Source organism: Bordetella hinzii LMG 13501, from assembly GCF_001548475.1.
Classification (GTDB): Bacteria; Pseudomonadota; Gammaproteobacteria; order Burkholderiales; family Burkholderiaceae_B; genus Bordetella; species Bordetella hinzii.
In genome coordinates, this window is sequence record NZ_LRUJ01000020.1 from 51,033 (window position 1) to 77,819 (window position 26,787).

At 67.3% G+C, this 26,787-nt stretch carries 32 protein-coding genes and 2 tRNA genes; 30 read left to right on the top strand and 4 right to left on the bottom strand.

From position 1 onward, the window contains the following. Positions 1 to 109: 109 nt before the first annotated feature. The 17 genes from AXA74_RS14205 to tatC all read left to right on the top strand — a co-directional run bounded on the left by AXA74_RS14205 (position 110) and on the right by tatC (position 11,914). On the top strand, positions 110 to 919 hold the full coding sequence (locus tag AXA74_RS14205; protein WP_032962866.1) for an ABC transporter ATP-binding protein: 810 nt from the start codon (positions 110 to 112) through the stop codon (positions 917 to 919). Continuing rightward, the gene (locus AXA74_RS14210; RefSeq protein WP_029577751.1) at positions 916 to 1,713 is read left to right on the top strand and encodes an ABC transporter permease; all 798 of its coding nucleotides are present in this window, start codon (positions 916 to 918) and stop codon (positions 1,711 to 1,713) included. The genes AXA74_RS14205 and AXA74_RS14210 overlap by 4 nt, the downstream gene beginning before the upstream one ends. Positions 1,714 to 1,716: 3 nt before the next feature. Next, positions 1,717 to 1,962 carry a BolA family protein gene (locus tag AXA74_RS14215; RefSeq protein ID WP_029577752.1) on the top strand — a complete coding sequence of 82 codons (246 nt, stop codon included), beginning with the start codon at positions 1,717 to 1,719 and terminating at the stop codon, positions 1,960 to 1,962. Beyond that, entirely contained in the window at positions 1,962 to 3,227 is a 1,266-nt protein-coding gene (murA, locus tag AXA74_RS14220) for a UDP-N-acetylglucosamine 1-carboxyvinyltransferase (protein WP_029577753.1), read from the top strand. Before AXA74_RS14215 ends, murA begins: the two co-directional genes overlap by 1 nt. Continuing rightward, complete coding sequence (hisG, locus tag AXA74_RS14225) at positions 3,224 to 3,895, top strand: ATP phosphoribosyltransferase (RefSeq protein WP_029577754.1); 672 nt, start codon at positions 3,224 to 3,226, stop codon at positions 3,893 to 3,895. The genes murA and hisG overlap by 4 nt, the downstream gene beginning before the upstream one ends. A gap of 25 nt (positions 3,896 to 3,920) precedes the next feature. Further along, positions 3,921 to 5,228 carry a histidinol dehydrogenase gene (gene hisD / locus AXA74_RS14230; RefSeq protein ID WP_032957703.1) on the top strand — a complete coding sequence of 436 codons (1,308 nt, stop codon included), beginning with the start codon at positions 3,921 to 3,923 and terminating at the stop codon, positions 5,226 to 5,228. Continuing rightward, positions 5,225 to 6,319: a histidinol-phosphate transaminase gene (gene hisC, locus AXA74_RS14235; protein WP_029577756.1), complete on the top strand. Its 1,095-nt coding sequence runs from the start codon at positions 5,225 to 5,227 to the stop codon at positions 6,317 to 6,319. The genes hisD and hisC overlap by 4 nt, the downstream gene beginning before the upstream one ends. Before the next feature lies 1 nt (position 6,320). Then, positions 6,321 to 6,908: an imidazoleglycerol-phosphate dehydratase HisB gene (gene hisB / locus AXA74_RS14240; protein ID WP_029577757.1), complete on the top strand. Its 588-nt coding sequence runs from the start codon at positions 6,321 to 6,323 to the stop codon at positions 6,906 to 6,908. 16 nt (positions 6,909 to 6,924) lie between these two features. Continuing rightward, on the top strand, positions 6,925 to 7,611 hold the full coding sequence (gene hisH, locus AXA74_RS14245) for an imidazole glycerol phosphate synthase subunit HisH (protein WP_029577758.1): 687 nt from the start codon (positions 6,925 to 6,927) through the stop codon (positions 7,609 to 7,611). A gap of 64 nt (positions 7,612 to 7,675) precedes the next feature. Beyond that, positions 7,676 to 8,416 carry a 1-(5-phosphoribosyl)-5-[(5-phosphoribosylamino)methylideneamino]imidazole-4-carboxamide isomerase gene (hisA, locus tag AXA74_RS14250; RefSeq protein ID WP_029577759.1) on the top strand — a complete coding sequence of 247 codons (741 nt, stop codon included), beginning with the start codon at positions 7,676 to 7,678 and terminating at the stop codon, positions 8,414 to 8,416. After that, a complete protein-coding gene (hisF, locus tag AXA74_RS14255) occupies positions 8,413 to 9,228 on the top strand; it encodes an imidazole glycerol phosphate synthase subunit HisF (RefSeq protein WP_029577760.1) in 816 nt (271 codons plus the stop codon). Before hisA ends, hisF begins: the two co-directional genes overlap by 4 nt. 2 nt (positions 9,229 to 9,230) lie before the next feature. Then, positions 9,231 to 9,635, top strand: coding sequence for a phosphoribosyl-AMP cyclohydrolase (gene hisI, locus AXA74_RS14260; protein ID WP_029577761.1), 405 nt, complete (start codon positions 9,231 to 9,233; stop codon positions 9,633 to 9,635). Next, positions 9,632 to 9,982, top strand: coding sequence for a phosphoribosyl-ATP diphosphatase (locus AXA74_RS14265; protein ID WP_029577762.1), 351 nt, complete (start codon positions 9,632 to 9,634; stop codon positions 9,980 to 9,982). The genes hisI and AXA74_RS14265 overlap by 4 nt, the downstream gene beginning before the upstream one ends. A gap of 7 nt (positions 9,983 to 9,989) precedes the next feature. Then, positions 9,990 to 10,358 carry a histidine triad nucleotide-binding protein gene (locus AXA74_RS14270; RefSeq protein WP_029577763.1) on the top strand — a complete coding sequence of 123 codons (369 nt, stop codon included), beginning with the start codon at positions 9,990 to 9,992 and terminating at the stop codon, positions 10,356 to 10,358. A 15-nt stretch (positions 10,359 to 10,373) separates the two neighbouring features. Beyond that, positions 10,374 to 10,595 carry a Sec-independent protein translocase subunit TatA gene (gene tatA, locus AXA74_RS14275; protein WP_029577764.1) on the top strand — a complete coding sequence of 74 codons (222 nt, stop codon included), beginning with the start codon at positions 10,374 to 10,376 and terminating at the stop codon, positions 10,593 to 10,595. A 48-nt stretch (positions 10,596 to 10,643) separates the two neighbouring features. Beyond that, positions 10,644 to 11,126, top strand: coding sequence for a Sec-independent protein translocase protein TatB (gene tatB / locus AXA74_RS14280; RefSeq protein WP_029577765.1), 483 nt, complete (start codon positions 10,644 to 10,646; stop codon positions 11,124 to 11,126). Between the two features lie 29 nt (positions 11,127 to 11,155). Further along, entirely contained in the window at positions 11,156 to 11,914 is a 759-nt protein-coding gene (gene tatC / locus AXA74_RS14285) for a twin-arginine translocase subunit TatC (RefSeq protein ID WP_095075159.1), read from the top strand. Between the two features lie 60 nt (positions 11,915 to 11,974). Here the strand turns inward: tatC and AXA74_RS14290 are convergent, their stop codons facing one another. After that, on the bottom strand, positions 11,975 to 13,105 hold the full coding sequence (locus tag AXA74_RS14290; RefSeq protein ID WP_029577767.1) for a trypsin-like peptidase domain-containing protein: 1,131 nt from the start codon (positions 13,103 to 13,105) through the stop codon (positions 11,975 to 11,977). 19 nt (positions 13,106 to 13,124) lie between these two features. Between AXA74_RS14290 and AXA74_RS14295 the strand changes: the two genes are divergently transcribed. Beyond that, positions 13,125 to 13,901 carry a Nif3-like dinuclear metal center hexameric protein gene (locus tag AXA74_RS14295; protein ID WP_032979419.1) on the top strand — a complete coding sequence of 259 codons (777 nt, stop codon included), beginning with the start codon at positions 13,125 to 13,127 and terminating at the stop codon, positions 13,899 to 13,901. A gap of 18 nt (positions 13,902 to 13,919) precedes the next feature. Here the strand turns inward: AXA74_RS14295 and mscL are convergent, their stop codons facing one another. Beyond that, positions 13,920 to 14,357, bottom strand: coding sequence for a large conductance mechanosensitive channel protein MscL (gene mscL / locus AXA74_RS14300; RefSeq protein WP_029577769.1), 438 nt, complete (start codon positions 14,355 to 14,357; stop codon positions 13,920 to 13,922). 147 nt (positions 14,358 to 14,504) lie between these two features. Between mscL and petA the strand changes: the two genes are divergently transcribed. The 7 genes from petA (at position 14,505) to AXA74_RS14335 (ending at position 19,789) form a co-directional block, all read left to right on the top strand. Then, positions 14,505 to 15,146, top strand: coding sequence for a ubiquinol-cytochrome c reductase iron-sulfur subunit (petA, locus tag AXA74_RS14305; RefSeq protein WP_029577770.1), 642 nt, complete (start codon positions 14,505 to 14,507; stop codon positions 15,144 to 15,146). A gap of 85 nt (positions 15,147 to 15,231) precedes the next feature. Beyond that, positions 15,232 to 16,620 carry a cytochrome b gene (locus AXA74_RS14310; RefSeq protein ID WP_029577771.1) on the top strand — a complete coding sequence of 463 codons (1,389 nt, stop codon included), beginning with the start codon at positions 15,232 to 15,234 and terminating at the stop codon, positions 16,618 to 16,620. Between the two features lie 25 nt (positions 16,621 to 16,645). Beyond that, on the top strand, positions 16,646 to 17,497 hold the full coding sequence (locus tag AXA74_RS14315; RefSeq protein WP_029577772.1) for a cytochrome c1: 852 nt from the start codon (positions 16,646 to 16,648) through the stop codon (positions 17,495 to 17,497). Between the two features lie 152 nt (positions 17,498 to 17,649). After that, complete coding sequence (locus tag AXA74_RS14320; protein ID WP_029577773.1) at positions 17,650 to 18,261, top strand: glutathione S-transferase N-terminal domain-containing protein; 612 nt, start codon at positions 17,650 to 17,652, stop codon at positions 18,259 to 18,261. An 8-nt stretch (positions 18,262 to 18,269) separates the two neighbouring features. Beyond that, a complete protein-coding gene (locus tag AXA74_RS14325; protein WP_029577774.1) occupies positions 18,270 to 18,707 on the top strand; it encodes a ClpXP protease specificity-enhancing factor in 438 nt (145 codons plus the stop codon). Between the two features lie 51 nt (positions 18,708 to 18,758). Continuing rightward, a tRNA-Thr gene (locus tag AXA74_RS14330) sits at positions 18,759 to 18,834 on the top strand. A 112-nt stretch (positions 18,835 to 18,946) separates the two neighbouring features. Next, positions 18,947 to 19,789, top strand: a complete 843-nt coding sequence (locus tag AXA74_RS14335; RefSeq protein WP_032979420.1) for an SIR2 family NAD-dependent protein deacylase — start codon at positions 18,947 to 18,949, stop codon at positions 19,787 to 19,789. Between the two features lie 111 nt (positions 19,790 to 19,900). On the opposite strand, the gene AXA74_RS14340 is transcribed toward AXA74_RS14335, so the two are convergent. Further along, a complete protein-coding gene (locus AXA74_RS14340) occupies positions 19,901 to 21,256 on the bottom strand; it encodes an amidase (protein ID WP_032979421.1) in 1,356 nt (451 codons plus the stop codon). Between the two features lie 140 nt (positions 21,257 to 21,396). Between AXA74_RS14340 and AXA74_RS14345 the strand changes: the two genes are divergently transcribed. Continuing rightward, positions 21,397 to 21,472, top strand: a tRNA-Asn gene (locus AXA74_RS14345). Between the two features lie 50 nt (positions 21,473 to 21,522). Here the strand turns inward: AXA74_RS14345 and AXA74_RS14350 are convergent. Continuing rightward, the gene (locus AXA74_RS14350; protein WP_029577777.1) at positions 21,523 to 22,413 is read right to left on the bottom strand and encodes a DMT family transporter; all 891 of its coding nucleotides are present in this window, start codon (positions 22,411 to 22,413) and stop codon (positions 21,523 to 21,525) included. A 258-nt stretch (positions 22,414 to 22,671) separates the two neighbouring features. Between AXA74_RS14350 and AXA74_RS14355 the strand changes: the two genes are divergently transcribed. The 4 genes from AXA74_RS14355 to AXA74_RS14370 all read left to right on the top strand — a co-directional run bounded on the left by AXA74_RS14355 (position 22,672) and on the right by AXA74_RS14370 (position 26,643). Further along, a complete protein-coding gene (locus tag AXA74_RS14355; RefSeq protein WP_029577778.1) occupies positions 22,672 to 23,460 on the top strand; it encodes a helix-turn-helix domain-containing protein in 789 nt (262 codons plus the stop codon). 87 nt (positions 23,461 to 23,547) lie between these two features. Further along, entirely contained in the window at positions 23,548 to 23,901 is a 354-nt protein-coding gene (locus AXA74_RS14360) for a YkvA family protein (protein WP_029577779.1), read from the top strand. Beyond that, entirely contained in the window at positions 23,898 to 25,274 is a 1,377-nt protein-coding gene (locus tag AXA74_RS14365; RefSeq protein ID WP_032957648.1) for a DUF2868 domain-containing protein, read from the top strand. Before AXA74_RS14360 ends, AXA74_RS14365 begins: the two co-directional genes overlap by 4 nt. Next, complete coding sequence (locus AXA74_RS14370; protein ID WP_029577781.1) at positions 25,267 to 26,643, top strand: GTPase/DUF3482 domain-containing protein; 1,377 nt, start codon at positions 25,267 to 25,269, stop codon at positions 26,641 to 26,643. The genes AXA74_RS14365 and AXA74_RS14370 overlap by 8 nt, the downstream gene beginning before the upstream one ends. Positions 26,644 to 26,787 lie beyond the last annotated feature (144 nt).

The window sequence follows — 26,787 nt, forward strand, 5'->3', positions numbered from 1 at the left end:
GGCCGCCCGTGGGGGCAAGGCGGGGCCCACGGCCCCGGCCCCTCTATAATGGCGGTTTCGCTCTTTCCGGGCGCCAACCGGGCATGACCCGGGAATTTCCGCCGCGTTTATGTCAGCCGTCAGCCTCGAACACGTCTCCAAGATCTATCCGCCTCGCCGGCAAGGGTGGAAAAGCCTGTTTGGCGCTTCGGCCGGGCCGGGCTTCCAGGCCCTGAAGGACGTCAGCCTGCGCATCGAGCACGGTGAGTTCTTCGGCCTGCTGGGCCCCAATGGCGCCGGCAAGACCACACTGATCTCCATCCTGGCGGGGCTGGCCCATGCCACCGAGGGCCGGGCCAGCGTCTGTGGCTACGACGTCGTCGCCGACTACAAAGAAGCCCGCCGCGCCCTGGGCGTCGTGCCTCAAGAACTGGTATACGACCCCTTTTTTACGGTGCGCGAGACCTTGCGCCTGCAATCCGGCTATTTCGGCTTGCGCAACAATGACGACTGGATAGACGAGATCCTCTTCAACCTGGGCCTGGCCGACAAGGCCGACGCCAATATGCGCGCGCTGTCCGGCGGCATGAAGCGGCGGGTGCTGGTCGCCCAGGCCCTGGTGCACCGTCCCCCGGTCATCGTGCTGGACGAGCCGACCGCCGGCGTGGACGTGGACCTGCGCCGCACGCTCTGGGAATTCATTTCGCGCCTGAACCGCGCCGGCCACACCATCATGCTCACCACCCACTACCTCGAAGAAGCCGAGGCCCTGTGCGGCCGCATCGCGATGCTCAAGGGCGGACGCATCGTGGCCCTGGACACGACCCAGGCCCTGCTGGCCCGCGTGGGCGGGGTGGACCTCGAAGACGCCTTCGTGCGCATCATGCACCAGGATGATCCGCCGCCGGCGGCCCTGGTCGACGAGGAGACCCTGTCGTGAGCGCCTCCCAGCCGCTGGTGCAGCCGCGCCTGGACGCGGGCTCGGGCTTCCCGACCCTGTTGCGCAAGGAATTGCTGCGCTTCTGGAAGGTGAGCTTCCAGACCATCGCCGCGCCCGTCATCACGGCGCTGCTCTACCTGCTGGTGTTTGCCCATGTGCTGGAAGGGCGGCTGATGGTCTACGGCTCGGTGCCGTACACCGCCTTCCTGATCCCTGGGCTCATGATGATGAGCATGCTGCAGAACGCCTTCGCCAATCCCTCGTCCTCGCTCATCCAGAGCCGGATCACGGGCAATCTGGTGTTTGTGCTGCTGCCGCCGCTGTCGCACCGGGAGTTCTTTGCCGCCTATGTCATCGCCGCCATCGCGCGCGGCATCGCCGTGGGCCTGTGCGTCTGGCTGGTGGCGCTGTTTTTCGTGCCGCTGGTGCCCAGCCACCCGCTCTGGGTGCTGGCCTTCGCCGTGCTGGCCTGCGGCATCATGGCGGTGCTGGGCGTGGTGGCCGGACTCTGGTCGGAAAAATTCGACCAGCTGGCCGCCTTCCAGAACTTTCTCGTGATGCCGGCCACCTTCCTGTCCGGCGTGTTTTACTCTATCCATACCCTGCCGCCATTCTGGCAGGCGGTGTCGCACTGGAACCCGCTCTTCTACACCATCGATGGTTTTCGCCACGGCTTTTTCGGCGTCTCCGACGTCTCGCCCTGGCATAGCCTGGCGGTGGTGGCCGGCGTGTTCCTCGTGCTTTCCTTACTCGCGCTGCGCCTGCTGGCGAGCGGCTACAAGCTTCGGAACTGACCCATGCTTCCCACCCCCGAGCAAGTCCGCCAATACATCGTGGACGGACTGCCCTGTGAACATATCGACGTGCAAGGCGATGGCTCGCATTTCGACGCGGTCATCGTCAGCCCCGCCTTCGAGGGCAAGCGCCTGATCGCCCGCCACCAGCTGGTCTACGCCGCCCTGGGCGACCGCATGAAAGCCGAAATCCACGCGCTGTCCATGCGCACCCTCACGCCCGAGGAATTCCGCAAGGCGGGCCGCTGATGGACAAACTGCGCATCACCGGCGGCGCCCGGCTCGAAGGCGAAATCTCCATCTCGGGCGCCAAGAATTCGGCCCTGCCCATCCTGTGCGCCGGCCTGCTGACCGCCGACCCGCTCAGCCTGGCCAATGTGCCGCAGCTCAACGACACCCGCACCATGCTGCGCCTGCTGGGCCAGATGGGCGTGAAGGCCGAGAGCGCGGGCACGCAGGTCATGCTGCAGGCCGACCAGGTCGACAGCCTGGAGGCGCCCTACGAGCTGGTCAAGACCATGCGCGCCTCCATCCTGGTGCTGGGCCCGCTGGTGGCCCGCTTCGGCGAGGCGCGCGTGAGCCTGCCGGGCGGCTGCACCATCGGCCAGCGCCCGGTGGACCAGCACATCAAGGGCCTGCAGGCCCTGGGCGCCGAGATCACCATGGAACACGGTTTCGTGGTGGCGCGCGCCAAGCGCCTGAAGGGCGCCTCGGTGCGCACCGACATGGTGACCGTCACCGGCACCGAGAACCTGCTGATGGCCGCCGTGCTGGCCGAGGGCCAGACCGTCCTCGAGAACGCCGCGCGCGAGCCCGAGGTCGTGGACCTGGCCGAACTGCTTATCAAGATGGGCGCCCGCATCCAGGGCCACGGCACCGACCGCATCGTCATCGACGGAGTGCAGCGCCTGCACGGCGCCACGCACACCGTCATCTCCGACCGCATCGAGGCCGGCACCTTCCTGTGCGCCGTCGGCGCGGCGGGCGGCGACATCATGCTGCGCAACACCGACCCGGCCATCATGGGCGCCACGCTGGACAAACTGGTCGAAGCGGGCCTGACCATCGAGACCGGCCCTGACTGGATCCGCGGCGCCATGGACAGCCGCCCCAAGGCCGTCGGCCTGCGCACCCACGAATACCCCGGCCTGGCCACCGACATGCAGGCCCAGCTGATGGCCCTCAATACCGTGGCCGAAGGCACCGCCGTCGTGGTCGAGAACATCTTCGAGAACCGCTTCATGCATGTGCAGGAACTCTGCCGGCTGGGCGCGGACATCGATATCGACGGCCACACGGCCGTGGTGCGCGGCGTGCGCCAGCTCTCGGGCGCCAAAGTGATGGCCACGGACCTGCGCGCCTCGGCCAGCCTGGTGATCGCCGGCCTGGCGGCCGAGGGCATCACCCTGGTCGACCGCATCTACCACCTGGACCGCGGCTACGACCGCATGGAAGTCAAACTGCGCAATCTCGGTGCGCGCATCGAGCGCGTCTCCGGCAAGGAAGAGGAATGAGCATCGCCCCCGCGCCCCTGACACTGGCCCTGTCCAAGGGGCGCATTTTCGAAGAGACCATGCCGCTGCTGGCCGAGGCCGGCATCGAAGTGGGCGAAAACCCCGAAAGCTCCCGCAAGCTGATCCTGCCGACCAGCGACCCCGGGCTGAGGCTGATCATCGTCCGCGCCTCCGATGTGCCCACCTATGTGCAATATGGTGCGGCTGACTTCGGCATCGCCGGCAAGGACGTGCTGATCGAGCACGCCGCCGGGCAGCCCGGCCGCCTGTACCAGCCCATCGACCTGAACATCGCCAAGTGCCGCCTGAGCGTGGCCGTGCGCCATGATTTCGACTACGCCGCGGCCGTGCACCAGGGCGCCCGGCTGCGCGTGGCCACCAAATACGTGCAGTCCGCGCGCGAGCACTTCGCCAGCAAAGGGGTCTACGTCGACATCATCAAGCTCTACGGCTCGATGGAGCTGGCTCCCCTGGTCGGCTTGGCCGACGCCATCGTGGACCTGGTGTCCACCGGCGGCACCCTGCGGGCCAACGGCCTGCGCGAAGTCGAGGCCATCATGCCGATCTCTTCGCGCCTGATCGTCAACCAGGCCTCGCTCAAGACCCGCGGCGACCGCCTGCAACCGTTGCTGGACGCCTTCCAGCGCGCCTCGGCGCGCCAGGACTGATCCGCCCCTCTTGAAGACCGACGCCATGGCCTTGATCAATCGACTCGATTCCCGCGACGCGGGCTTCCAAACCGCCTTGTCCCGCCTGCTGGCCTTCGAAGCCTCCGAGGACGAGTCCATCGACCGCGCCGCCGCCGGCATCCTGGCCGATGTGCGCGCCCGCGGCGACGCCGCCCTGCTCGAATACACCCAGCGCTTTGACCGCGTGGCGGTGGACGGCGCGGCCGCGCTCGAAATCCCCCAGTCCGACCTGCACGCGGCGCTGGCCTCGCTGCCGGCCGCGCAACGCAATGCCCTCGAAGCCGCCGCCGACCGCGTGCGCGCCTATCACGAGCACCAGCGCGCCGAGACCTGGACCTATACCGACGCCGAGGGCACCATGCTGGGCCAGCAGGTCACGCCCCTGGACCGCGTGGGTCTCTACGTCCCGGGCGGCAAGGCCGCCTATCCGTCCTCGGTGCTGATGAACGCCATTCCGGCCAAGGTGGCCGGCGTGCCCGAGCTCATCATGGTCACGCCCACGCCCGACGGCCTGCGCAATCCCATCGTGCTGGCCGCCGCGGCCATCGGCGGCGTGGACCGCGTCTTCGCCATCGGCGGCGCGCAGGCCGTGGGCGCCCTGGCCTATGGCACGGCCACCGTGCCGGCGGTCGACAAAATCGTCGGCCCCGGCAATGCCTATGTCGCGGCGGCCAAGCGGCGCGTCTTCGGCGTGGTGGGCATCGACATGATCGCCGGCCCGAGCGAAATCCTGGTCATCTGCGACGGCAAGACGCCGGCCGACTGGATCGCCATGGACCTGTTCTCGCAGGCCGAACACGACGAACTGGCCCAGTCCATCCTGCTGTGCCCCGACGCGGCCTATATCGACGCGGTCGAAGCCGCCATCGAGCGGCTGCTGCCCACCATGCCGCGCGCCGACATCCTGCGCGTGAGCCTGGCCAACCGGGGCGCCCTGATCCAGGTGCGCGACCTGGACGAAGCCTGCGCCATCGCCAACACGATCGCGCCCGAACACCTGGAAATCTCCACCGAGCAGCCCGAAGTCTGGACCGCCCGCATCCGCCACGCCGGCGCCATCTTCATGGGGCGCTACAGCTCCGAGGCGCTGGGCGACTACTGTGCCGGCCCCAACCACGTGCTGCCCACGTCGCGCACAGCCCGCTTTTCCTCGCCGCTGGGCGTGTATGACTTCCAGAAACGCTCGAGCCTGATTCAGGTATCGCGGCAGGGCGCCCAGACGCTGGGCCGCATCGCCGCCGAGCTGGCCCTGGGCGAGGGCCTGCAGGCTCACGCGGCCAGCGCCCAATACCGCCTCGACGGGCAATCATGACCAGCGCCGCCAGCCGGGTCGCCCGCACGGTGCGCGCCGACATCCAGGCGCAGACCGCGTATCCGGTGGCCCCGAGCGCCGCGGACGTCATCAAGCTCGACGCCATGGAATGCCCCTACCCGCTGCCGCAGCGGGTGCGCCAGGCCATTGCCGACGCCGTCAGCGCCACGCCCCTGAACCGCTATCCGCAAGCCGACCTCTCGGCCCTCAAGGCCGAGGTGGCTGCCGCCTTCGGCGTGCCGCCCGAAGCCGGCCTGCTGTTCGGCAATGGCTCCGACGAGCTCATCCACCTGCTGGTGCAAGCCTGTTGCGAGCCCGGCGACACGGTGCTCTCGCCCTGGCCGTCCTTCGTCTACTTCGAGATGGCGGCGCGCTTTGACCACGCCCGCTTCGAGGGCGTGCCGCTGACCGCCGACCTGGAGCTGGACCTGCCCGCCATGCTGGCGGCCATCGAGCAGCACCAGCCCAAGCTGGTCTTCCTGGCGCTGCCCAACAACCCCACCGGCGGCTTGTGGCCCGACGAAGCCGTCGAAGCCATCCTGCAAGCCGCCCCCGGCCTGGTGGTCATCGACGAGGCCTACCAGCCCTTCGCCGGCCACAGCTGGATGCCCCGCGTGGCGCGCCTGCCCAATGCCGTGGTCATGCGCACCGTCTCCAAGATCGGCCTGGCCGGCCTGCGTTTCGGCTACCTGGCCGGCCATCCGGACTGGATCGCCCAGATCGACAAAGTGCGCCCGCCCTATAACGTCGACGTGCTGACCCAGGCCGTGCTGCGCGCCGTGCTGCGCGACAAGGCCGTGCTCGACGAGCAGGCCGCGCGCCTGCGCGCCGACCGCGAGCCGCTGGCCCGGGCGCTGGCCGCGCTGCCCGGCGTCAGGGTCTACCCGAGTGCCGGGAATTTCATTCTTGCGCGCTTTTCCGGCAAGCTGGACGGCAACGCCGTGCATCTTGCCCTGAAAACGCGCAAAATACTGATCAGAAACTTTTCGGCGGCGCACCCGTTGCTGGCCAACTGCCTGCGCATCTCGGTCGGCACCCCCGAAGAAAACGCGGCCCTGCTCGCCGCCCTGCAAGACATACTGAGCCCCTGACATGCGTACCGCAGAAATCATCCGCAACACCAACGAGACGCGCATCCGCGTGGCCGTCAACCTTGACGGCACCGGCAAGCAGAGCATAGACACCGGCGTGCCCTTCCTGGACCACATGCTGGACCAGATCGCGCGCCACGGCCTGGTCGACCTCGAGATCAAGGCCGAGGGAGACCTGCACATCGACGCGCACCACACCGTCGAAGACGTCGGCATCACGCTGGGCATGGCGATTGCCAAGGCCATTGGCAACAAGGCCGGCCTGCGCCGCTACGGCCACGCCTACGTGCCGCTGGACGAAGCGCTGTCGCGCGTGGTGATCGATTTCTCCGGCCGTCCGGGGCTGGAGTACCACATCGACTTCACGCGCGCGCGCATCGGCGACTTCGATGTCGACCTCACGCGCGAATTCTTCCAGGGCCTGGTCAACCACGCCCTGATGACGCTGCATATCGACAACCTGCGCGGCTTCAATGCCCACCATCAGGCCGAAACGGTATTCAAGGCCTTCGGCCGCGCCCTGCGCATGGCCATGGAGGTCGACCCCCGCATGGGCGACGTCATCCCGTCGACCAAGGGCGTGCTGTAACACCGAGGCCCACGAATTGAGCACTATCGCCATCGTCGACTACGGCATGGGCAATTTCCATTCCGTCGCCCGCGCGCTGCAATACGCCGCGCCCCAAGCCAATATCCGCATCTGCAACCGCAACGAGGACATCGACGCGGCCGACCGCGTCGTCTTTCCCGGCCAGGGCGCCATGCCCGATTGCATGCGCACCCTGAATGAATCGGGGCTGGCCGAGTCCGTGCTGCGCGCGGCCCGCAACAAGCCCCTGCTCGGCGTGTGCGTGGGCGAACAGATGCTGTTTGCCTCAAGCGAGGAGGGCGACACGCCCTGCCTGGGCATCTTCCCCGGCCAGGTGCGCCGCTTTGCCGGCCCGCGCTTTGCCGACGTCGTGACGGCCGATGCCCAGGGCAATACCGGCCCCGTGAGCGCCGACACGGCCGAGGAACGCCTCAAGGTCCCGCACATGGGATGGAACAAAGTCCGTCAAACACGCTCTCATCCGCTATGGGAGGGCATTCCCGACGAGGCGCATTTCTATTTCGTGCATAGCTATTACGCCGTCCCCGAAGACCCGTCCTTGACGGTCGGGGAAAGCGATTACGGACTTGCCTTTACCTGCGCTGTGGCCGCCAGTAACATTTTCGCGGTGCAATTCCACCCCGAAAAGAGTGCCGAACACGGTTTGCGCCTGTATCGCAATTTTGTAGACTGGCAACCATAGCCGCCTCCGGACGAGCCCCGGCCGGCCTTTTTTCAACCGAACTTTTCTACGCTCGCTATCCACCATGCTGCTGATCCCCGCCATCGACCTCAAAGACGGGCGCTGCGTGCGCCTGCGCCAGGGAGACCTGGACGATGCAACGGTGTTCTCCGAAGACCCGGCCGCCATGGCCTCGCATTGGCTCGCCCAGGGAGCCCGCCGGCTGCATCTGGTCGACCTGAACGGCGCAGTCGCCGGCAAACCCAAGAACGAAGCCCCCATCAACGCCATCCTGGACGCCGTGGGCGATGACATCCCGGTGCAGATCGGCGGCGGCATCCGCGACCTGGACACCATCGAGCGCTATCTCGATGCCGGCATTTCCTACGTCATCATCGGCACGGCCGCGGTCAAGAACCCCGGCTTCCTGCATGATGCCTGCGGCGCCTTCCCGGGCCAGATCATCGTCGGCCTGGACGCCCGCGACGGCAAGATCGCCACGGACGGCTGGAGCAAGCTCACCCGCCACGACGTGCTCGACCTCGCCAAGAAGTTCGAGGACTACGGCTGCGAGGCCATCATCTACACCGACATCGGCCGCGACGGCATGCTCTCGGGCGTGAACGTCGAAGCGACCGTGCGCCTGGCCCAGCATGTGCGCATTCCCGTATACGCCTCGGGCGGCATCGCCGGCCTGCCGGACATCGAAGCGCTGTGCGCCGTCGAATCCGAGGGCGTCGAGGGCGCCATCCTGGGCCGCAGCATCTATGAAGGCGCGCTGGACTTCCAGACGGCCCAGACCCGTGCCGACGAACTGACAAAATGACGCAACCCCAAGGCGCCGCCGGCGCCGGCCTTTCCTCGGCGCTCACGCGCCGCATCATTCCCTGCCTTGACGTCACGGCCGGCCGCGTCGTCAAGGGCGTGAACTTCGTCAACCTCACCGACGCCGGCGATCCGGTGGAGATTGCGCGCCGCTACAACGAGCAAGGCGCCGACGAGCTCACCTTCCTGGACATCACGGCCACCAGCGACGGCCGCGACCTCATACTGCCCATCATCGAGCAAGTGGCCTCGCAGGTCTTCATCCCGCTGACCGTGGGCGGCGGCGTGCGCCAGGTCTCCGATGTCCAACGCCTGCTCAATGCCGGCGCCGACAAGATCAGCATCAACAGCGCCGCGGTGGCCAACCCCGAGCTGGTGCGCGCGGCGGCCGCCTACCATGGCTCGCAATGCATCGTCGTCGCCATCGATGCGCGGCGCGTCAGCGGCCCGGGCGAGCCGGCCCGCTGGGAAGTCTTCACCCACGGCGGACGCAAGGCCACGGGGCTGGACGCCATCGCCTGGGCGCGGCGCATGGCCGCCTATGGCGCCGGCGAAATCCTGCTCACCAGCATGGACCGCGACGGCACCAAGGCCGGCTTCGACCTCGAACTGACCCGCGCCGTCTCCGACGCCGTGCCCGTGCCGGTCATCGCCTCGGGCGGCGTGGGCAGCCTGGAGCATCTGGCCGAAGGGGTCACCACCGGCCGCGCCAGCGCCGTGCTGGCGGCGAGCATCTTCCACTTCGGCCAGCACACCGTGCGCGAATGCAAGGAATTCATGGCGCAACGCGGCATAGACGTCAGACTGGATTGATCATGAGCACCGAACCGGATTGGATGGCCGATGTCGTATTCGACGCCGATGGCCTGATTCCCGCCATCGCCCAGGACGCCGAAAACGGCCAGATCCTGATGGTGGCCTGGATGAACCGCGAATCCCTGGCCGAGACCGCCGCCACCGGGCGCGCGGTCTATTGGTCGCGTTCGCGCAAGAAACTCTGGCGCAAGGGCGAGGAGTCCGGCCATGTGCAGCAAGTGCATGAGCTGCGGCTGGATTGCGACGGCGACGTCATCCTGCTGAAAGTCCACCAGAATGGCGGCATCGCCTGCCATACCGGCCGGGCCAGCTGTTTTTACCGCCGCCTGGACGGCTCCTCCCAGCGCGCCGCCTGGGTGACGGTCGATCCGGTCCTGAAAGACCCTGAGCTGATCTACAAATGAGCCATCCCCCCGCCTTCGGCGCCGACGTGCTCGCGCGCGTGGCCGACACCCTGGAGTCCCGCCGCCCCGAAAACGGCGGCGATCCGCAGACTTCCTATGTGGCCAAGCTGCTCTCGAAAGGGCCGGACGCCTTTCTGAAGAAAATCGGCGAAGAAGCCACCGAGCTGGTCATGGCCGCCAAGGACGGCCAGGCCGAGCGCATCGTCAGCGAAACCGCCGATCTCTGGTTTCATTGCCTGGTAACGCTGGCTCACTACAATCTGCGCCCCGAAGACGTGCTGGCCGAGCTGGCGCGCCGCGAAGGGCTGTCGGGCCTCGAGGAAAAAGCCCGCCGGCCCGCCGACTGAGAACCGTATGAGCGAAAACTGTATCTTCTGCAAAATCGCGCAAGGCGATATCCCGGCCAAGAAAGTCTACGAAGACGATGAATTCGTCGTTTTCCACGACATCAACCCGGCCGCGCCCGTGCACCTGCTGCTCATCCCGCGCCGCCATATCGCTTCCCTGCAGGACGTCACTGCCGAGGATGCGGGCTGGTTGGGTAGAATGATGGCACTCGTGCCTCGCCTGGCCCAGGAAAACGGCTGCAATCCAGGGCCGGAAGGCGGCTTCCGCCTGCTGGCCAACTCCGGCGCCGAGGGTGGCCAGGAAGTTCCGCATCTGCATTTCCACATTATTGGCGGTTCGCGTCCCTGGAAAGGCCGCGTAGCCCCCAACGCATAAACACGGAGAGTTGTCATGGGTAGCTTCAGCATCTGGCATTGGTTGATCGTTCTGGTCATCGTCGCCCTCATTTTCGGCACCAAGAAACTGCGCAACATCGGCTCGGACCTGGGCGGCGCGGTCAAGGGCTTCAAGGACGGCATGAAAGAAGCCAATGCCGAAAAACCCGAGCAGGTCACCCAGCAGCGCGCCGACGACACGATCGACGTGCAGGCCAAAGAAAAGCACAATTCCTGAGCCCCGGGCGGGCTTGCCGCCCGCCTGATCTAACCAAGCGGCAGACGCATGTTTGATGTCAGCTTCACGGAACTGATCGTAATCGGCGTCGTGGCGCTGATTGTGCTCGGCCCCGAACGCCTTCCCAAAGTCGCCCGCACCGTCGGCCACCTGCTTGGCCGCGCGCAGCGTTACGTCAATGACGTCAAATCCGATATCCAGCGCGAGATCGAACTCGACGAGCTGCGCAAGTTCAAGCAGCAGATGGACAGCACGGCGCAGGATGTGAACCAGTCCTTGCAGCAGGCCACCGAATCGATACGCTCGACCGGCGACACGCTGCGCGCCGAGCTGGACGACACGGCCCGCGCCGTCAACGAGGCCGCCGCCGATATCGAGCGCAGCATCGCGCCGCCGGCCGCGCCGGCCATCGCCAAGGAAGACACGCCGCCGGCCGGCGAGCCTGCCGTCCACGGCGCCCCCGTCCCGGCCGCCGCGCCCGAAGCGCCGTCCGCCGCTCCCAAGACCCCGCCCACCGGTAACGCAACGTGAGTCAGGACAAGCAACAGCAAGAAGAAGAGATGCAACAGGAAAGCTTCATGTCGCATCTGGTGGAGCTGCGTTCGCGCCTCCTGAAGGCCGCGGGCTCGGTGCTCGTGGTCTTTCTCGTTCTCTTTGCCTATCCGGGCGCCTCGGCCATCTACGACGTGCTGGCCCAGCCCATGCTGGCCTCGCTGCCGCAGGGCACGCGCATGATCGCCACCGGCGTGATCACGCCTTTCATGGTGCCGGTCAAGGTGACCATGATGGCCGCCTTCATCGTCTCGTTGCCCATCGTGCTCTACCAGGCCTGGGCCTTCGTGGCCCCCGGCCTGTACCGCCATGAAAAGCGCCTGGCCCTGCCGCTCATCCTGTCCAGCACGCTGCTGTTCCTGCTGGGCATGGCGTTCTGCTATTTCTTCGTGTTCCGCACGGTCTTTCACTTCATCGCGACCTTCGCGCCGCAATCGATCACGCCGGCGCCGGACATCGAGGCCTACCTGAGCTTCGTGATGACCATGTTCCTGGCCTTCGGCATCACCTTCGAAGTGCCCGTGGCCGTGGTGCTGCTGGTCAAGACCGGCCTGGTCGAGGTCGAAAAGCTGCGCCAGGCCCGCGGCTATGTCGTGGTCGGCGCCTTCGTGATCGCCGCCATCGTCACGCCGCCGGACGTGGTGAGCCAGTTCATGCTGGCCGTGCCGCTGTGCCTGCTCTACGAGGTGGGCCTGATCTGCGCGCGCATGATCAAGCCCCGCGAGAAGAGCGAATCCGAGGGCGGCGAATTGACCGAACGCCAATAGCCGCGCCCTCCAATGCAAAACGCCAGGCCCCGCCTGGCGTTTTGCATTGCGCCGCCGGCTTCATTTGGGCCGGGCCGGGCGCGTTCCCATCGTGACCTTGATGTCCAGCGTCTTGCCGGCGCGCAGCACCCGCAGGACCGCGCTCTGGCCCGGCGTGACGGCGGCGATCTGGCCCAGCAGCGTGACCGTGTTGCGCGCGGGCTGCCCGTTGAGCGCCTGCACGATGTCGCCCACGCGCAGGCCCGCCTGGTCGGCCGGACCGCCGCGCAGGATGCCGGCGATGATCACGCCGGATGCCGAGGCATCCAGGCGGAAGGCGCGCGCCAGCTCCGGCGTGAGGTCCTGCGGCTCGATGCCCAGCCAGCCGCGGCGCACCTTGCCCGTCTTGATGATTTCGTCCATCACCCGGCGCGCCGCGTCGATAGGGATGGCGAAACCGATGCCCAGCGATCCGCCGGTCTCCGAGTAGATCGCGGTGTTGATGCCGACCAGATTGCCCTGGGTGTCGATGAGGGCGCCGCCCGAATTGCCTGGATTGATGGCGGCATCGGTCTGGATGAAGTTCTCGTAGGTGTTGATGCCCAGGCCGTTGCGGCCCAGCGCCGACACGATGCCCTGCGTGGTGGTCTGCCCCACGCCATAGGGATTGCCGATGGCCAGCACCACATCCCCCACCCGCAGATTGCGGCCTTCGGCGTAGCTGGCCACCGGCAGCGGGTCCAGCTGGCCCGCCAGCTTGAGCACGGCCAGGTCGGTCTCGGTATCGGCGCCCACGACCTTGGCCGCCGCTTGCCTGCCATCGGCCAGGGCCACCTCGATGGCGTCGGCCGCCTCCACGACATGGAAGTTCGTCAGCACATAGCCTTGCGGGCTCACGATGACGCCCGAGCCCAGGCTGTTGGAGGACTCGCGCCGCGACAGGCCGGGGATCTGGCCAAACAGCTGACGCAGGGCAGGGTCATCCGGCAGGGGCAGCAGCGGCACGTCCACATGCTTGGTCGTGTAGATATTGACCACCGAAGGCGCCGCATGGGCCACGGCCGGCGCATAGCTGTCCACCGTGGCCCTGGTGGCGGCCGGCTGGCCGGGACCGGCCAGCCGCAGCCAGTCCGGCCGCAAGGTGGTGACGACGAATAAAATGGCCAGGCAAACTGTGACAGCCTGAGCGAAGATCAGCCAAAGGCGACGCATATTTTCCACAGGACGAACAATGAAGAAAGTCGACATCCGCGCGCTCACGGCCTGGCTGGACGCCACGCTGCAGGCCGCGCGATTCAAGGACTATGCCCCCAACGGCCTGCAGGTCGAGGGCAAGGCCGACGTCGCGCACATTATCACCGGCGTGACCGCCTCCGAAGCGCTTTTGCGCGCCGCCGTCGAGCGCGGCGCCGACGCCGTGCTGGTGCACCACGGCTGGTTCTGGCGCAACGAAGACCCGCGCGTGCTCGGTCCGCGCCGCCGGCGCCTGGCGCTGGCCCTGGCGCACGACCTCAACCTGATCGGCTACCACCTGCCGCTGGACGCGCATCCCACGCTGGGCAACAACGCCCAGCTGGCCCGCGTGCTGGGCCTGGAGCCCGCGCGCGATGCCGAAGACGCGCCGCTGACCTGTGGCAGGGACGGCCTGATCTGGCTGGGCACGGCGCCCGGCGTGGGCACGCTGGGCGACCTGGCCGCGCAGATCGGCCAGCGCCTGGGCCGCCAACCCTTGTGGGTGGGCGAGCCCGACGCGCCGGTGGGCCGTGTCGCCTGGTGCACGGGGGGCGCCCAAGGCATGATGGCCGAAGCCGTCGATGCCGGCGCCACCGTCTATCTCACCGGTGAAGCCTCGGAACCCAACACCCACCTGGCGCGCGAGACGGGCGTGGGTTTCATCAGCGCAGGCCACCACGCCACCGAACGCTATGGCGTGCAGGCGCTGGGCGCCGCGGTCGCGGCGCAGTTCGGCATCAAGGTCGAATTCGTCGATATCGACAATCCGGTCTGATGCCGGCCGCGCGTCAGTTCACTTCTTGAGCGAATCGCGGATTTCGCGCAGCAGGACGACGTCTTCCGGCGTCTCCGGCGCGGCCGCTTCCTCGGGCCGGCGCGCGCGGTTGATGACCTTGACCATCCAGAAGATGACAAAGGCCAGCAGCACGAAGTTGATCAGGATGGTGAGGAAGTTGCCCCAGGCCAGGACATTGGCGCCGGCCTTGCTCAGATCGGCGTAGGTCATGGGGCCCGTGTAGTCCTTGGGCATGGACAGCACCAGGAATTTATTGGTGAAATCCACCGACCCGCCCAGGATGAAATTCACCAGGGGCATGACGAGGTCTTTGACAATGGAATCGACGATCTTGCCGAACGCCGCGCCGATGATGACACCCACCGCGAGGTCAATGGCGTTACCCTTGACGGCGAAATCGCGGAATTCCTTGAGAAACCCAGTGGCTTTGCTCATGCGTGCTCCCTTCCCTAATAACAACACACCCGATGGTGGGCTAGGACTATAATACGCGGTTGCTATGCTGTCTGTTACATCTTCCCGCTAAACGGATGCCGCGAGACTGATCCTAAAGCAGTCCTTGCGCACCAACAAGGATAGGAAATGAGTGAGGATATGCTGGTGCAGGACGAAGACGGTGCGGTGGATCCCAAGCTGCCGCCCGACCCTTCACGACGTTTCTGGGTAACCACCGCCTGTGCGGTGGGCGGCGTGGCCGGAGTGGCGACCGCCGTCCCGTTTGTGAGTACCTTTGCTCCGTCGGCCAAGGCCCGCGCCGCAGGCGCGCCGGTCGAGGTCGACATCGGCGATCTGGCGCCCGGCCAGATGCGTACCGTCGAGTGGCGCGGCAAGCCCGTGTGGATCATGCGCCGCACCGACGACCAGCTCAAAGGCATCAAGTCGCAAGACGGCCTGGTCGCCGACCCTGAATCCAACCGACCCGGGTTTACCCCGGCGTACGCCAAGAACGAATACCGTTCACGCAAACCCGACCTGTTCGTCTGCGTCGGCATCTGCACGCATCTAGGGTGTTCTCCCACCGCCCACTTCGAAACCGGTTCCGCCGCGGGCATGCCCGCGAACTGGCAGGGGGGCTTTCTCTGCCCCTGCCACGGCTCCACCTTCGACTTGGCCGGACGGGTCTACAAGAACAAACCCGCCCCCGACAATCTCGAAGTTCCGCCGTATCAGTATTTGTCCGATGCCCGCATCATTGTGGGCGTCGACGAAGACAACAAAGCCTGATCGTCTCCGCCCAAGGGGAGGAGAGACCGGGCTGTTTGCGGCAGCAAATACGCCACGTATAAGAGAAGAGAGAAGGAGCCGTTAGATGGCTGGCGAGAAAACCGTCGAGACGACAGGCCTGCTGGGCTGGCTGGACCGGCGCTTCCCGGTGACGTCCACCTGGAAAGCGCATCTGTCCGAGTATTACGCGCCCAAGAATTTCAACTTCTGGTATTTCTTCGGATCACTGGCCCTGCTGGTGCTGGTCATCCAGATCGTGACCGGCATCTTCCTGGTCATGCACTACAAGCCGGACGCCGACAAGGCCTTCCAGTCCGTCGAGTACATCATGCGCGAAGTCCCATGGGGCTGGCTGGTGCGGTATATGCATTCGACCGGCGCCTCGATGTTCTTCGTGGTGGTCTATCTGCACATGCTGCGCGGGCTGTTCTACGGCTCCTATCGCAAGCCGCGCGAACTGGTCTGGATCTTCGGCGTGGCCATCTTCCTGTGCCTGATGGCCGAAGCCTTCTTCGGCTATCTGCTGCCCTGGGGCCAGATGTCCTATTGGGGCGCCCAGGTGATCGTCAACCTGTTCTCGGCCATCCCCTTCATCGGGCCCGAGCTGTCGATCTGGATCCGCGGCGACTATGTCGTGTCCGACGCCACCCTGAACCGCTTCTTCTCCTTCCATGTGATCGCCATCCCGCTGGTGCTCATCGGCCTGGTGGCCGCCCACCTGGTGGCGCTGCACGAAGTCGGCTCCAACAACCCGGACGGCGTGGAAATCAAGGAAGGCCCCAAGGACAAGTACGGCCGGCCGCGCGACGGCATCCCCTTCCATCCCTTCTACACCGTGCATGACATCATGGGCGTGGCCGGCTTCCTGCTGGTGTTCGCGGCCATCGTGTTCTTCGCGCCGGAGATGGGCGGCTACTTCCTGGAGTACAACAACTTCATCCCGGCCGACTCGCTGAAGACGCCGCCACATATCGCGCCGGTGTGGTATTTCACGCCCTTCTATTCGATGCTGCGCGCCACCACCGACGAGTTCACCTGGGTGCTGGCCGGGGCGGCCGTGCTGGGCGCCATCGCGCTGTTGCTCAAGAGCCAGCTCAAGGGCTTCGCGCGCGTGGCCCTGCCTGTGCTGCTGATCGTCATCGCCGTGCTCCTGCGCACCATCGACGCCAAGTTCTGGGGCGTGGTGGCCATGGGCGGCGCCGTGGTCATCCTGTTCTTCCTGCCCTGGCTGGATCACTCGCCGGTCAAGTCCATCCGCTACCGGCCGACCTGGCACAAATGGCTCTACGGCATCTTCATCGTCAACTTCCTGGTGTTGGGCTACCTGGGCACGCAGCCGCCCAGCGACGCCTTCAACCTCACGTCACAGATCGGCACGCTGATCTACCTGGGCTTCTTCTTCCTGATGCCCATCTGGAGCCGTCTGGGCACCTTCAAGCCGGTGCCCGACCGCGTGACCTTCCATCGCCACTGAGCCCACACCTCGAAACGGAACGACCATGATCAAGAAGCTGATGGGTGCCGTAGCGTTGATGCTCTCGTGCACCGCCACCTATGCCGCCGAGGCCGGCTTCCCGCTTGACCGGGCGCCCAACCTGGTCAACGACCTGGCCTCGCTGCAAAACGGCGCCAAGCTGTTCGTGAACTACTGCCTGAACTGCCACAGCGCCAACGCCATGCGGTACAACAAGCTGCAGGAAATCGGCCTGACCGACAAGCAGATCCAGGACAGCCTGCTGTTCAGCGGCGAGAAGGTCGGCGACCTGATGACCATCGCCATGACGCCGAAGGAAGGCAAGAAGTGGTTCGGCACCAACCCGCCGGACCTCTCGGTGATCGCCCGGGCCAAATCGGTCAATGCCGGCCCCAGCGGCTCCGACTACATCTACACCTACCTGCGTACCTTCTACCGCGACACCGAGCGCGCCACGGGCTGGAACAACCTGGTTTTCCCCAACGCGGCCATGCCGCACGTCCTCTGGCAGCGCCAGGGACCGCGCGAACTGACCCTGGTTTCCATGCACCAGGTGGAAGCCTCGGACGGCACGAAAAGCTGGGAACGGGTGACAACGTTGTATGATGCACAGGGTTATTCCACAACGAAGGCGGAACCCGTTGCCCATTTCAGTGGCCACGCGGGACCGCCCGAGGCGAAGTTCAAGGCCCTGGATCCGTCGCGCGTGGCCGCTTATGACCGCGATGTCGCCGATCTGACCGCCTTCATGACCTGGATGGCCGAGCCCGTTCAACGTTTCCGCGTCCAGCTGGGCGTGGGAGTGATGATCTTCCTGGGCTTGTTCCTGGTGGTCGCCTGGCGCCTGAACGCGGCCTACTGGAAACACGTACGCTAACCTGTAACGCCCCGCCGACCCGATCCGACCCCTTTTGGTCGGATCCTCTGCACAGATAGGACCACTCCCTGTCGTTGCCTGGCATTCGGGGCCAGCGCCTGCTATTTTAGAGGGCGCTGGCCTTTCGCTTTTCAATACAAGGACTTACCGCCATGATGGTGCTCTACTCCGGAACCACTTGCCCGTTTTCGCAACGCTGTCGCTTCGTGCTGTTCGAAAAAGGCATGGATTTCGAGATCCGCGACATCGACCTCTATAACAAGCCGGAAGACATCTCCGTCATGAACCCCTACGGCCAGGTGCCCATCCTGGTCGAACGCGATCTCATCCTGTACGAGTCGAACATCATCAACGAGTACATCGACGAGCGCTTCCCGCACCCGCAGCTCATGCCGGCCGACCCCGTCATGCGCGCGCGCACCCGCCTGTTCCTCTTCAATTTCGAGAAAGAGCTGTTCGTCCACGTCTCGACGCTGGAAGACCGCAGCGCCAAGCCCGACGACAAGAAGATGGTGCTGGCCCGCCAGGCCATCCGCGACCGCCTGGCCCAGCTCGCCCCCTTGCTGCTGAAGAACAAGTACATGCTGGGCGAGGAGTTCTCCATGCTCGACGTGGCCGTGGCCCCGCTGCTGTGGCGCCTGGACCACTACGGCATCGAACTGCCCAAGAATGCCGCCCCGCTGCAAAAGTACGCCGAGCGCATCTTCTCGCGTCCCGCCTACATCGAAGCGCTGACGCCTTCCGAAAAAGTCATGCGTCGCTAAGGCAAGCCATGGGTGAAACTTCGACCAAACCCTATCTGATCCGCGCCCTGCACGAGTGGTGCACCGATAACGGCTATACGCCCTATCTCACCGTGCAGGTCGACGAGCACACCCTGGTGCCCATGGCCCATGTGCGCGACGGACAGATCACCCTGAACGTCGGCACGCTGGCCACCAACAAACTGCTCCTGGGCAACGAGTACATCGAGTTCCAGGCGCGCTTTAGCGGCGTGACCGAAAACGTCATGGTGCCGGTGGCCGCCGTCAGCGCCATCTACGCGCGCGAAACGGGCGCCGGCATGGGCTTCGAAGTCCAGCCCTATGAACCGCCCGTGCGCGAAGACGCGCCGGAAGACGGCCCGGCCGCTTCCGGCGGCGAGGCCCCCGCCGCCGCCGATGAAGGCGGCGCGGATGCCAAGCGTCCTCACCTCACCATCGTGAAGTAAACCCGGCGCCAAACTTTGTTTACAATGCCGGTCCCTGCGGGATCGCGCATGGCCGGTGTAGCTCAGTTGGTAGAGCAGCTCACTTGTAATGAGAAGGTCGAGGGTTCGATTCCTTTCACCGGCACCAATGAATTCACGGGCTTGGCCAATGGCCAAGCCCTTTTTCTTTGGCGGATCCGATGTGTCGCGCCAACATCAGAAAGTGGAGCAAACTCCTTTCCGCGCCACCAGAAAATCCCATGCACGAGCCCGATCACACCCCCTCTTTGCAGCGCGCCGCCGGCCTGATCTCGGACGCCTACGCCATCCTGGTCGTCGCGGGCGCCGGCATGGGCGTTGATTCCGGCCTGCCGGACTTCCGGGGGCGCAATGGCTTCTGGAACGCCTATCCCGCCCTGGGGCGGCAGCGTTTGGACTTCACCGACATCGCCTCGCCCGCGGCCTTCAACGCGGTTCCCGGCCTTGCCTGGGGCTTCTACGGGCACCGCCTGCGAACGTACCGCGCCACGCCGCCCCATGCCGGTTTCGGCATCCTGCGCCGCTGGATCGACGCACGCCCGCTGGGCGGCGCCGTCTTCACCAGCAACGTGGACGGGCACTTCCAGAAGGCGGGTTTCGACGAAACCTTGCTGCTCGAATGCCACGGCTCCATCCATCATCTGCAATGCCTGACGCCATGCCAGCCCGACATCTGGTCAGCGCAGCGCTTTCTGCCCGAGGTGGACATCGACAATGGCCTGCTGCGCAACGAGCCGCCACGGTGTCCCCATTGCGGCGGGCTCGCCCGCCCGAACGTGCTCATGTTCGACGACGCTGGCTGGCTGCCGGCGCGCACTCGCGCCCAGGCCCGCCGGCTGGAACACTGGCTGCGCGGCGTGGAGCGCCCGATCGTGATTGAAATCGGCGCGGGCACCGCCGTCGCCACCGCGCGCGGATTCACACACCGCATGGCCTTTGAGCGGCGCGCGCCGGTGATCCGCATCAACCCGGACGACGCCGCCATCCATGGCGACCCCCGGCACGTCTCCTTGCCGATGACGGCCCTGGAGGCGCTACACGCCATAGATCAGCGCCTGGCCTGAGGCTTGCTGGTGACTCCACCGTCAGCGCAGGTCCCGGCGCCACGCCCTGGCCGCCTAGGCAAAAAAAAGCCCAACCGCGCGGTTGGGCTTTTTGCTTTTGGGGCTTGCCCCTTACTTTCGCGCCGCGGCCAGCGCGGCTTCGACGGCCAGGCCGATGGCCAGGATACGGCGGTCCGCGCCATTGGAACTGGCGATCATCAGGCCGACGGGCGCCGTGCCCGGCGCATGGCAGGGCAGCGACAGCGCGCAGCCGTCCAGGAAGTTGATGAAGGTGCAATTGCGCAGCATGGCGAGGTTCATGCGGGTGAAGGCCTCGTTGGACGCCTCCAGCGGGGCGAGGGCCGGCGCGACTTCGGGAACGGTGGGCATGACCAGCGCATCGTAGTGCGCGATGCGCGCATCGACACCGGCCACCCAGGCCTCGCGCGCGCCGAGCAGGTCGATATAGTCGGCCGCCGTCATGTCCTTGCCGCGCAGGATGCGGGCGATCACGCGCGGGTCGTAGCGGTCGGCCTTGCGGGCCAGCAGGCCGCGATGCCAGGCATAGGCTTCCGAGGCGGTGAATCCGCCCTTGGCGTTGATGTCGGCCAGCCGGGCGAACTCCGGCACTTCGATGCGTTCGATCAGCGCGCCCGCGGCGGACAGCGTCGACAGGGCGGCGTCAAAAGCCCGTCCGACGGTCTCGTCCAGGCCGTCCAGCGCCACGGTCGTGGGCACGGCCAGCCGCAGCCCGCGCAACGGCAGGGCGTCGACCGGCATGGCGGTGTCGTCGGCCAGGATGGCGTCCAGGGTCGCGCAACAGGACACGCTGGCCGCCAGGGGGCCGATGGAGTCCAGGCTGGTCGACAGCGGCAGCGCGCCGGCCATGGACACGCGCCAGGCGCTGGGCTTGAAGCCGGTCAGGCCGCACAAAGCGGAAGGAATGCGCACCGAGCCGCCCGTGTCCGAACCGATAGCCGCCAGGGCCATGCCATCGGTGACCGACACGGCGGCCCCGGAAGAGGAGCCGCCCGGGATGCGGCCGGTGGCGCGGTCCCAGGGGTTGCGCGGCGTGCCGTAGTGTGGATTCAGGCCCAGGCCCGAATAGGCGAACTCCGACATATTGGTCTTGCCCACGATGACCGCGCCGGCGGCGACCAGGCGGCGCACCACGTCGGAGTCGGCCGTGGCGGCGGGTTCGCCCTCGCGCGCCACGGAGCCGGCCATGGTGGTTTCGCCGCGCACGTCGAACAGGTCCTTGATGCTGATAGGCAGCCCGTCGATAGGCGAGCGTTCGATGCCGGCGGCGCGCAGCGCGTCGGCGGCGCGGGCCTGGGCGCGCGCGGCCTGCGGATAGACGCGGGTGAAAACCCGGGCGCCTTCGCCGGCGGCGTCCTGCGCGCGCGCCAGCGCGGCCTCGGCCAGTTCCAGCGACGTGACGCGGCCCGAACGCAGGGCCTCCATTTGTTCATGCAGGGTGGGCAACATTCCGATGGGTCCTCAGGTGGTCAGGCCGTTTGAGCAAGCGGCCCCGGCCTTGCCCACATGATAGCGCCGGCCCGAAGACAAATCCCGCCCGCGTTTGCGAGGGCTTTTCTTTTGGTGCATAATTGCGCCCCTCTACCTCTTCCCCGATAGCTCAGTCGGTAGAGCGACGGACTGTTAATCCGCAGGTCGCTGGTTCGAGCCCAGCTCGGGGAGCCAAATACCAAGGCCCGCGCAATTGCTGCGCGGGCCTTTTCGTTTTCAGGGCATCAGGCCATGGCGCGGCGCGGCAGGCGCCAGCGGGCGAACACCATGAGGTTGCCCGCCATCACCAGCGCCAGTCCCAGCAGGCTTGCCCAGGTCCAGCGATAGCCCTCGGCATAGGTGGAGACGGACAGCGCCACCACCGGAAACAGCACGGTGCAATAGGCCGCCCGCGAGGGCCCCATGCGGCCCACGAGCGTGAGATAGGCGGTAAAGCCCACGATGGATCCGGGTATGGCCAGATAGAGCAGGGCGCCGGTATAGCTTGCCGATGTGTCGAAGGCAAAGGGCTGGCCGGTGGCCAGGCAGCCCAGCAGCAGGATGGCCGCGCCATAGAGCATGCTGTAGGCATTGCCGCTGGCCGGCGCGATGCCGGCGCGCTGCTGCTTGGAAGACAGCATATTGCCCGTCGAGAAACACAGCGTGCCCAACAGCGCCAGGCCCAGGCCCTTCAGGGTTTCACGGCTGGCGGGATGGGCGGCGACTTCGGGCCAGAACAGCAGGATGAGGCCGGCCAGGCCGAAGGCGCCGCCGGCGATCACGCGCGGCGCGATGGGCGTGCCGAACCAGATGCGGGCATTGATGGCATTCCAGATCGTCGCGGCCGAGAAGACCACCGAGACCAGCCCGCTGGGTATCCACAAAGTGGCCGCGTAAAAGCAGAGAAAGTTCAGGCAGAACAGGCACAGGCCCTGGCCCAGGCACAGCAAATGGCCCTGGCGGTCCAGGCGCTGCAAGCGCCCCAGCAGCGCCATGGCGCCGAACAGCAGCACCCCGGCCAGGGCGAAGCGGTAGAAAATGGACACCGGGATGGCGACCACCCCCAGCTGCAGCTTGATGGCGATCCAGGTCGTGCCCCAGATGAGCACGGTCAGAAGATAGAGAGCGAGATTCACGGTGAGGAGTCGGGCGGGCCTGCCGGGCAGGCGAGACGTTCAGTGTCGGCGCGGCGCCAGGCCCCCGGTTGCCGAATCTTGCGGTTTTGCCTCACACGGGACCGATACGGACACGGCAGGGCGCATCGGGGCCGGGCGCCGGCGGCCCGGATGGCTTAGCATGGGAACATCATGAGCAACCCCACCGCCTTTTCGGTCTACCGCACGCTGTCGGCCTCGGCCGCGACGCTGGAGCGCGCCACGCCGCTGGGCGCCGGGCTGGCCGCCGCGCAATGGCATCGCGGCGGCCACGAAGTGCTGGGCTACGAGGCGCCCGGCCATCACACTCTGTCGCTCTACCTGGAAGGCGGCGAGCAATCATTCCGGGTGGGCAACAGCGGCTTTGGCGGCGCGGGCAAATTCTGCGTGCTGCCCGATGAACACCGATCGCGCTGGAGCATGAACGGGCCAGTGCGCTTCCTGCACCTGTATATCGCGCCGGAACGCCTGGGCCGTGAAGCCGTCCTGCGCATGGACCGCGAGCCCCGCAGCCTGGAGCTGCGCGACCAGACTTATATCCACGCGCCCGAGCTGGCCCAGGCCTGCCGCGAGCTGCTGGGCAGCAACTGGAGCGATCCGGCCCAGCGCCTGGCCGCCAGCAGCGCGGCCGAGACGCTGCTGCACCATCTGCTGGCCGGCGGCACCGCGCGGCGCCAGGAAAGCGCGCCCAAGGGCGGCCTGGCGCCCGCGGTGCGCCGCCGCGTGCGCGACTACATCGACAGCCACCTGGACTCGCCGCTGAGCCTGGATGAACTGGCCGGCGTGGCCATGCTGTCGACCTATCATTTCGCGCGCATGTTCGCCGTTTCCTTCGGCCAGACCCCGCATGCCTGGGTGCAGCGCCGGCGCGTCGAACAGGCCCGCCACCTGCTGGCCGTCAGCCGGCTGGACCTGGCCGGCATCGCCCAGCGCGTCGGCTTCGGCAATGCCAGCCACCTGAGCCGCAGCTTCCGCCAGCTGATGGGCGCCACACCGGGCGCCTATCGGCGCTACGTGCAGGGCCGCTGACTCCGTCCCCCAGGGGGAACCGTCTACAATGGAAACGGGTCTATATCCGCATTGCCCCCGCGCGCGGCCTTGTTCACGGGAATCGATATGGCTTCGGCATCCACCTCCTACGAAAACGCCTATTCCGAGCGCCGTTTCTGGCACAAGCTCGGCGGCCACGCCAAGGCCTCCGGCCGCCAGGTCCTGGAAAAAGCCCTCTGGCTCTATTACGCCCTGCAAGACCCCGCCACGCCCAAGTGGGCGCGCCGGGTGATCTACGGCGCGCTGGGCTATTTCATCCTGCCGCTGGACGCGGTGCCGGATTTCGCGCCGCTGGTCGGCTATACCGACGACCTCACCGTCATGACCGCCGCCCTGGCCACCGTGGCCTTCACCATCAATGACCAGGTCAAGGCGCAGGCGCGCCAGCGCCTGGACAGCTGGTTCGGCACGGCCGGATGACCGCCTCCCCCGGGGGCCTGACGGCCCAATGGCTGGCCGAGGCCCTGCGGCTGCGCGAAGAGCACTGGGGCCCCCTCGAAGACCGCGACGAAGCGCGCCGGGCGCGCCAGGCCGAAGGCGATTTCCCCGCCCGGGTGCTCTGGCGCGCCTTGCTGCTGGCCCGCCGCGAAGGCCTGGACACCGTCCTGGCGCACTGGCGCCAGGGCGCGGTGCTGGCCCTCATCGTGCTGATGCTCCTCGTGCTGGCCACGGGCGCGGGCGTGGCCTATGGCGCCCTGGGCGACGGGTCGCGTCCGGTCAACGTGCTGTGGGCGCTGGGCGCGCTGCTGGGCCTGCATGCGCTCATGTTCGTGCTCTGGCTGGCGAGTTTTCTCCTGCCCGCGGCGCGCGCCACCGGCCTGGGCCGCGCCTGGCTGTGGATCACGCGCAAGCTGGCGCGCGGCCCCGACAGCGCCCTCGTCCCCCAGGCGCTGCTCAACCTGCTGGCGCGCGCCGGCGCGCTGCGCTGGCTGCTGGGCACGGTCAGCCACCTGCTGTGGCTGGCCGCGCTGTGCGCGGCCCTGGGCACCCTCATCGTCATTCTCTCCACGGCCAGCTACCGCTTCGTCTGGGCCACTACCTTGCTCTCGCCCGAGGCCTTCGTGCGCCTGACGGCCTGGGCCGGCTGGCTGCCCGCCCAGTTCGGCTTCAGCCTGCCCGATCCGGCCATGGTGCGCGCCAGCGACGGACAGCAGATCCTGCCGGCCGCCGCCCAGGTGCAGTGGTCGGTCTGGCTGATCGGCATGATGGTGTGCTGGGGCATCGTGCCGCGCCTGCTGGCCGCCCTGGTCTGCCTGGCCATGAGCGCCCGGGCGCTGGGCCGGCTGCGCATCGATGCGTCGCTGCCCGGCTATGCCGCGCTGCGCGACCGGCTCACCCCGACAGCGCCGGCCAGCGGCGTGGACCGCCCGGCCGACCCGCTGCACACCCCCCGCATCAGCAATACCGGCGCCATCGCCGGCAGGCCGGTCTATGCCAGCCTGGAGCTGCCGGCCGACCAGGGCCGGCCCGCGCCCGGAACCGACGCGGTCTTCGACGCAGGCAACCTGGACACGCGAGAACAACGCAATGCGCTGCTCGACGCCCTGGCGGCCAGCCCGGCCTCGCGCCTGCTGCTGGCCTGCGATACCCGCCAGACGCCGGACCGTGGCGCGCTGGCCCTGATCGCCTCGCTGTCGGCCCACGCCGGCCAGACCCGCATCTGGCTCGTGGGCCAGGGCGAGCGCCTGGCCCAATGGCGCGAACGCCTGCAGGCCGCCGGGTTGCCCGGCTCGGCCATCCTGGCCGAGGACGAGCCGGCGCTGCTGTGGCTGGAGCGGGGGCCGGATGGCTGAGCGTCTGCGCCTTGCCGTCGTCGGCCATAGCAACACGGGCAAGACCTCGCTGTTGCGCACGCTCACGCGCGACCCGGATTTCGGCGAGGTGGCCGACGCCGCCGGCACGACCCGCCACGTCCAGAGCACCCTGCTGCGCGGCCACGGCGCCATCGAGTGGTTTGACACGCCGGGCATGGAGGACAGCGTCGCCCTGCTGGAATACCTGGACCATATCGCGCCTCTGTCCGAGCGCCTGGACGGGCCGGCGCGCATCCGCCGCTTCCTGGATTCACCCGAAGCCCACGGCCGCTACGAACAGGAAGCGCGGGTGCTGAACAAGCTGTTGGACTGCGATGCCGGCCTCTACGTCATCGATGCGCGCGACCCGGTGCTGAGCAAGCACCGCGACGAGCTGGCCCTGCTGGCGGCCTGCGCGCGGCCGCTGCTGCCAGTGCTGAACTTCGTGCACGCGCCCGGCCACCGGGCCGCCGAATGGCGCGATGCCATGTCGCGCCTGGGGCTGCACGCGGTGCTGGAGTACGACACGGTGGCGCCGCCGCTGGACGGCGAACAGCAGCTCTATGCCCGCCTGGCCGTGCTGCTGGACCGCCATGCGGCCATGCTGGCCGGCATATCGGCCGCGCTGGCCGACGAACGCGCCGCCCGCCGGCAGGCGGCCTACCGCCTGGCCGCCGAGCTGCTCGTCGACGCCGCCGCCCTGCACCTGCCCAGCCCCCCGCAGGCGCTGCAGGAAACGCTGCACGCATTGCGCGACAAGGTGCGCGGCCGCGAGCAGGCTTGCGTCCGGGCGCTGCTGTCGCTTTACCACTTCCATCGCGATGACTACCGCGCCGACGCCTTGCCCCTGCAGGGCGAGCGTTTCGGCATGGATCTTTTCCATCCCCAGGCGCTCAAGGACATGGGCGTGCAACTGGGCATGGGCGCGGCCGCCGGCGCCATGGCTGGCGCGGCCGTGGACCTGTTCTCGGCCGGCCTGAGTCTCGGGACGGGAATGTTGATCGGCGCGGCCGCCGGCAGCCTCTGGCAGGGCGTGGACCGCCTGGGCAAGCGGCTGTCCGGCAAACTGCGCGGATACCGCGAACTGAGCGTGGACGACAACGTGCTGCGCCTGCTGGCGCTGCGTCAGCAGCAGCTCATCGAGGCGCTGGAGCGCCGTGGCCACGCCGCGCGCTCGCCCATCGTCCTGCCCCAGGCCGCGCAGTGGCAAAGCGGGCCGCTGCCGCCGCCGCTGAAAGAAGCGCGCAGCCGCCCCGAATGGTCGGCGCTGGCGGACGGCTATGTCGATGACGACCGGCGCAAACAGCAGATCGCGGCCCTGGCGGACCTCCTTGCTGATCCGGTCCGACACGGTGCGGATACCGGGTGATAACCCCAATCCAAAACGATTGACGCTTAAACGACCGCCTCTATAAGATTCGCCTACACAGAGGCGCGGGCCGATCCCTGGCGCCACAGCACAAGGGGCCGCTCTACCGTGAAGTCCTCCGCCACACCCGCCGCCTGCCGCGGC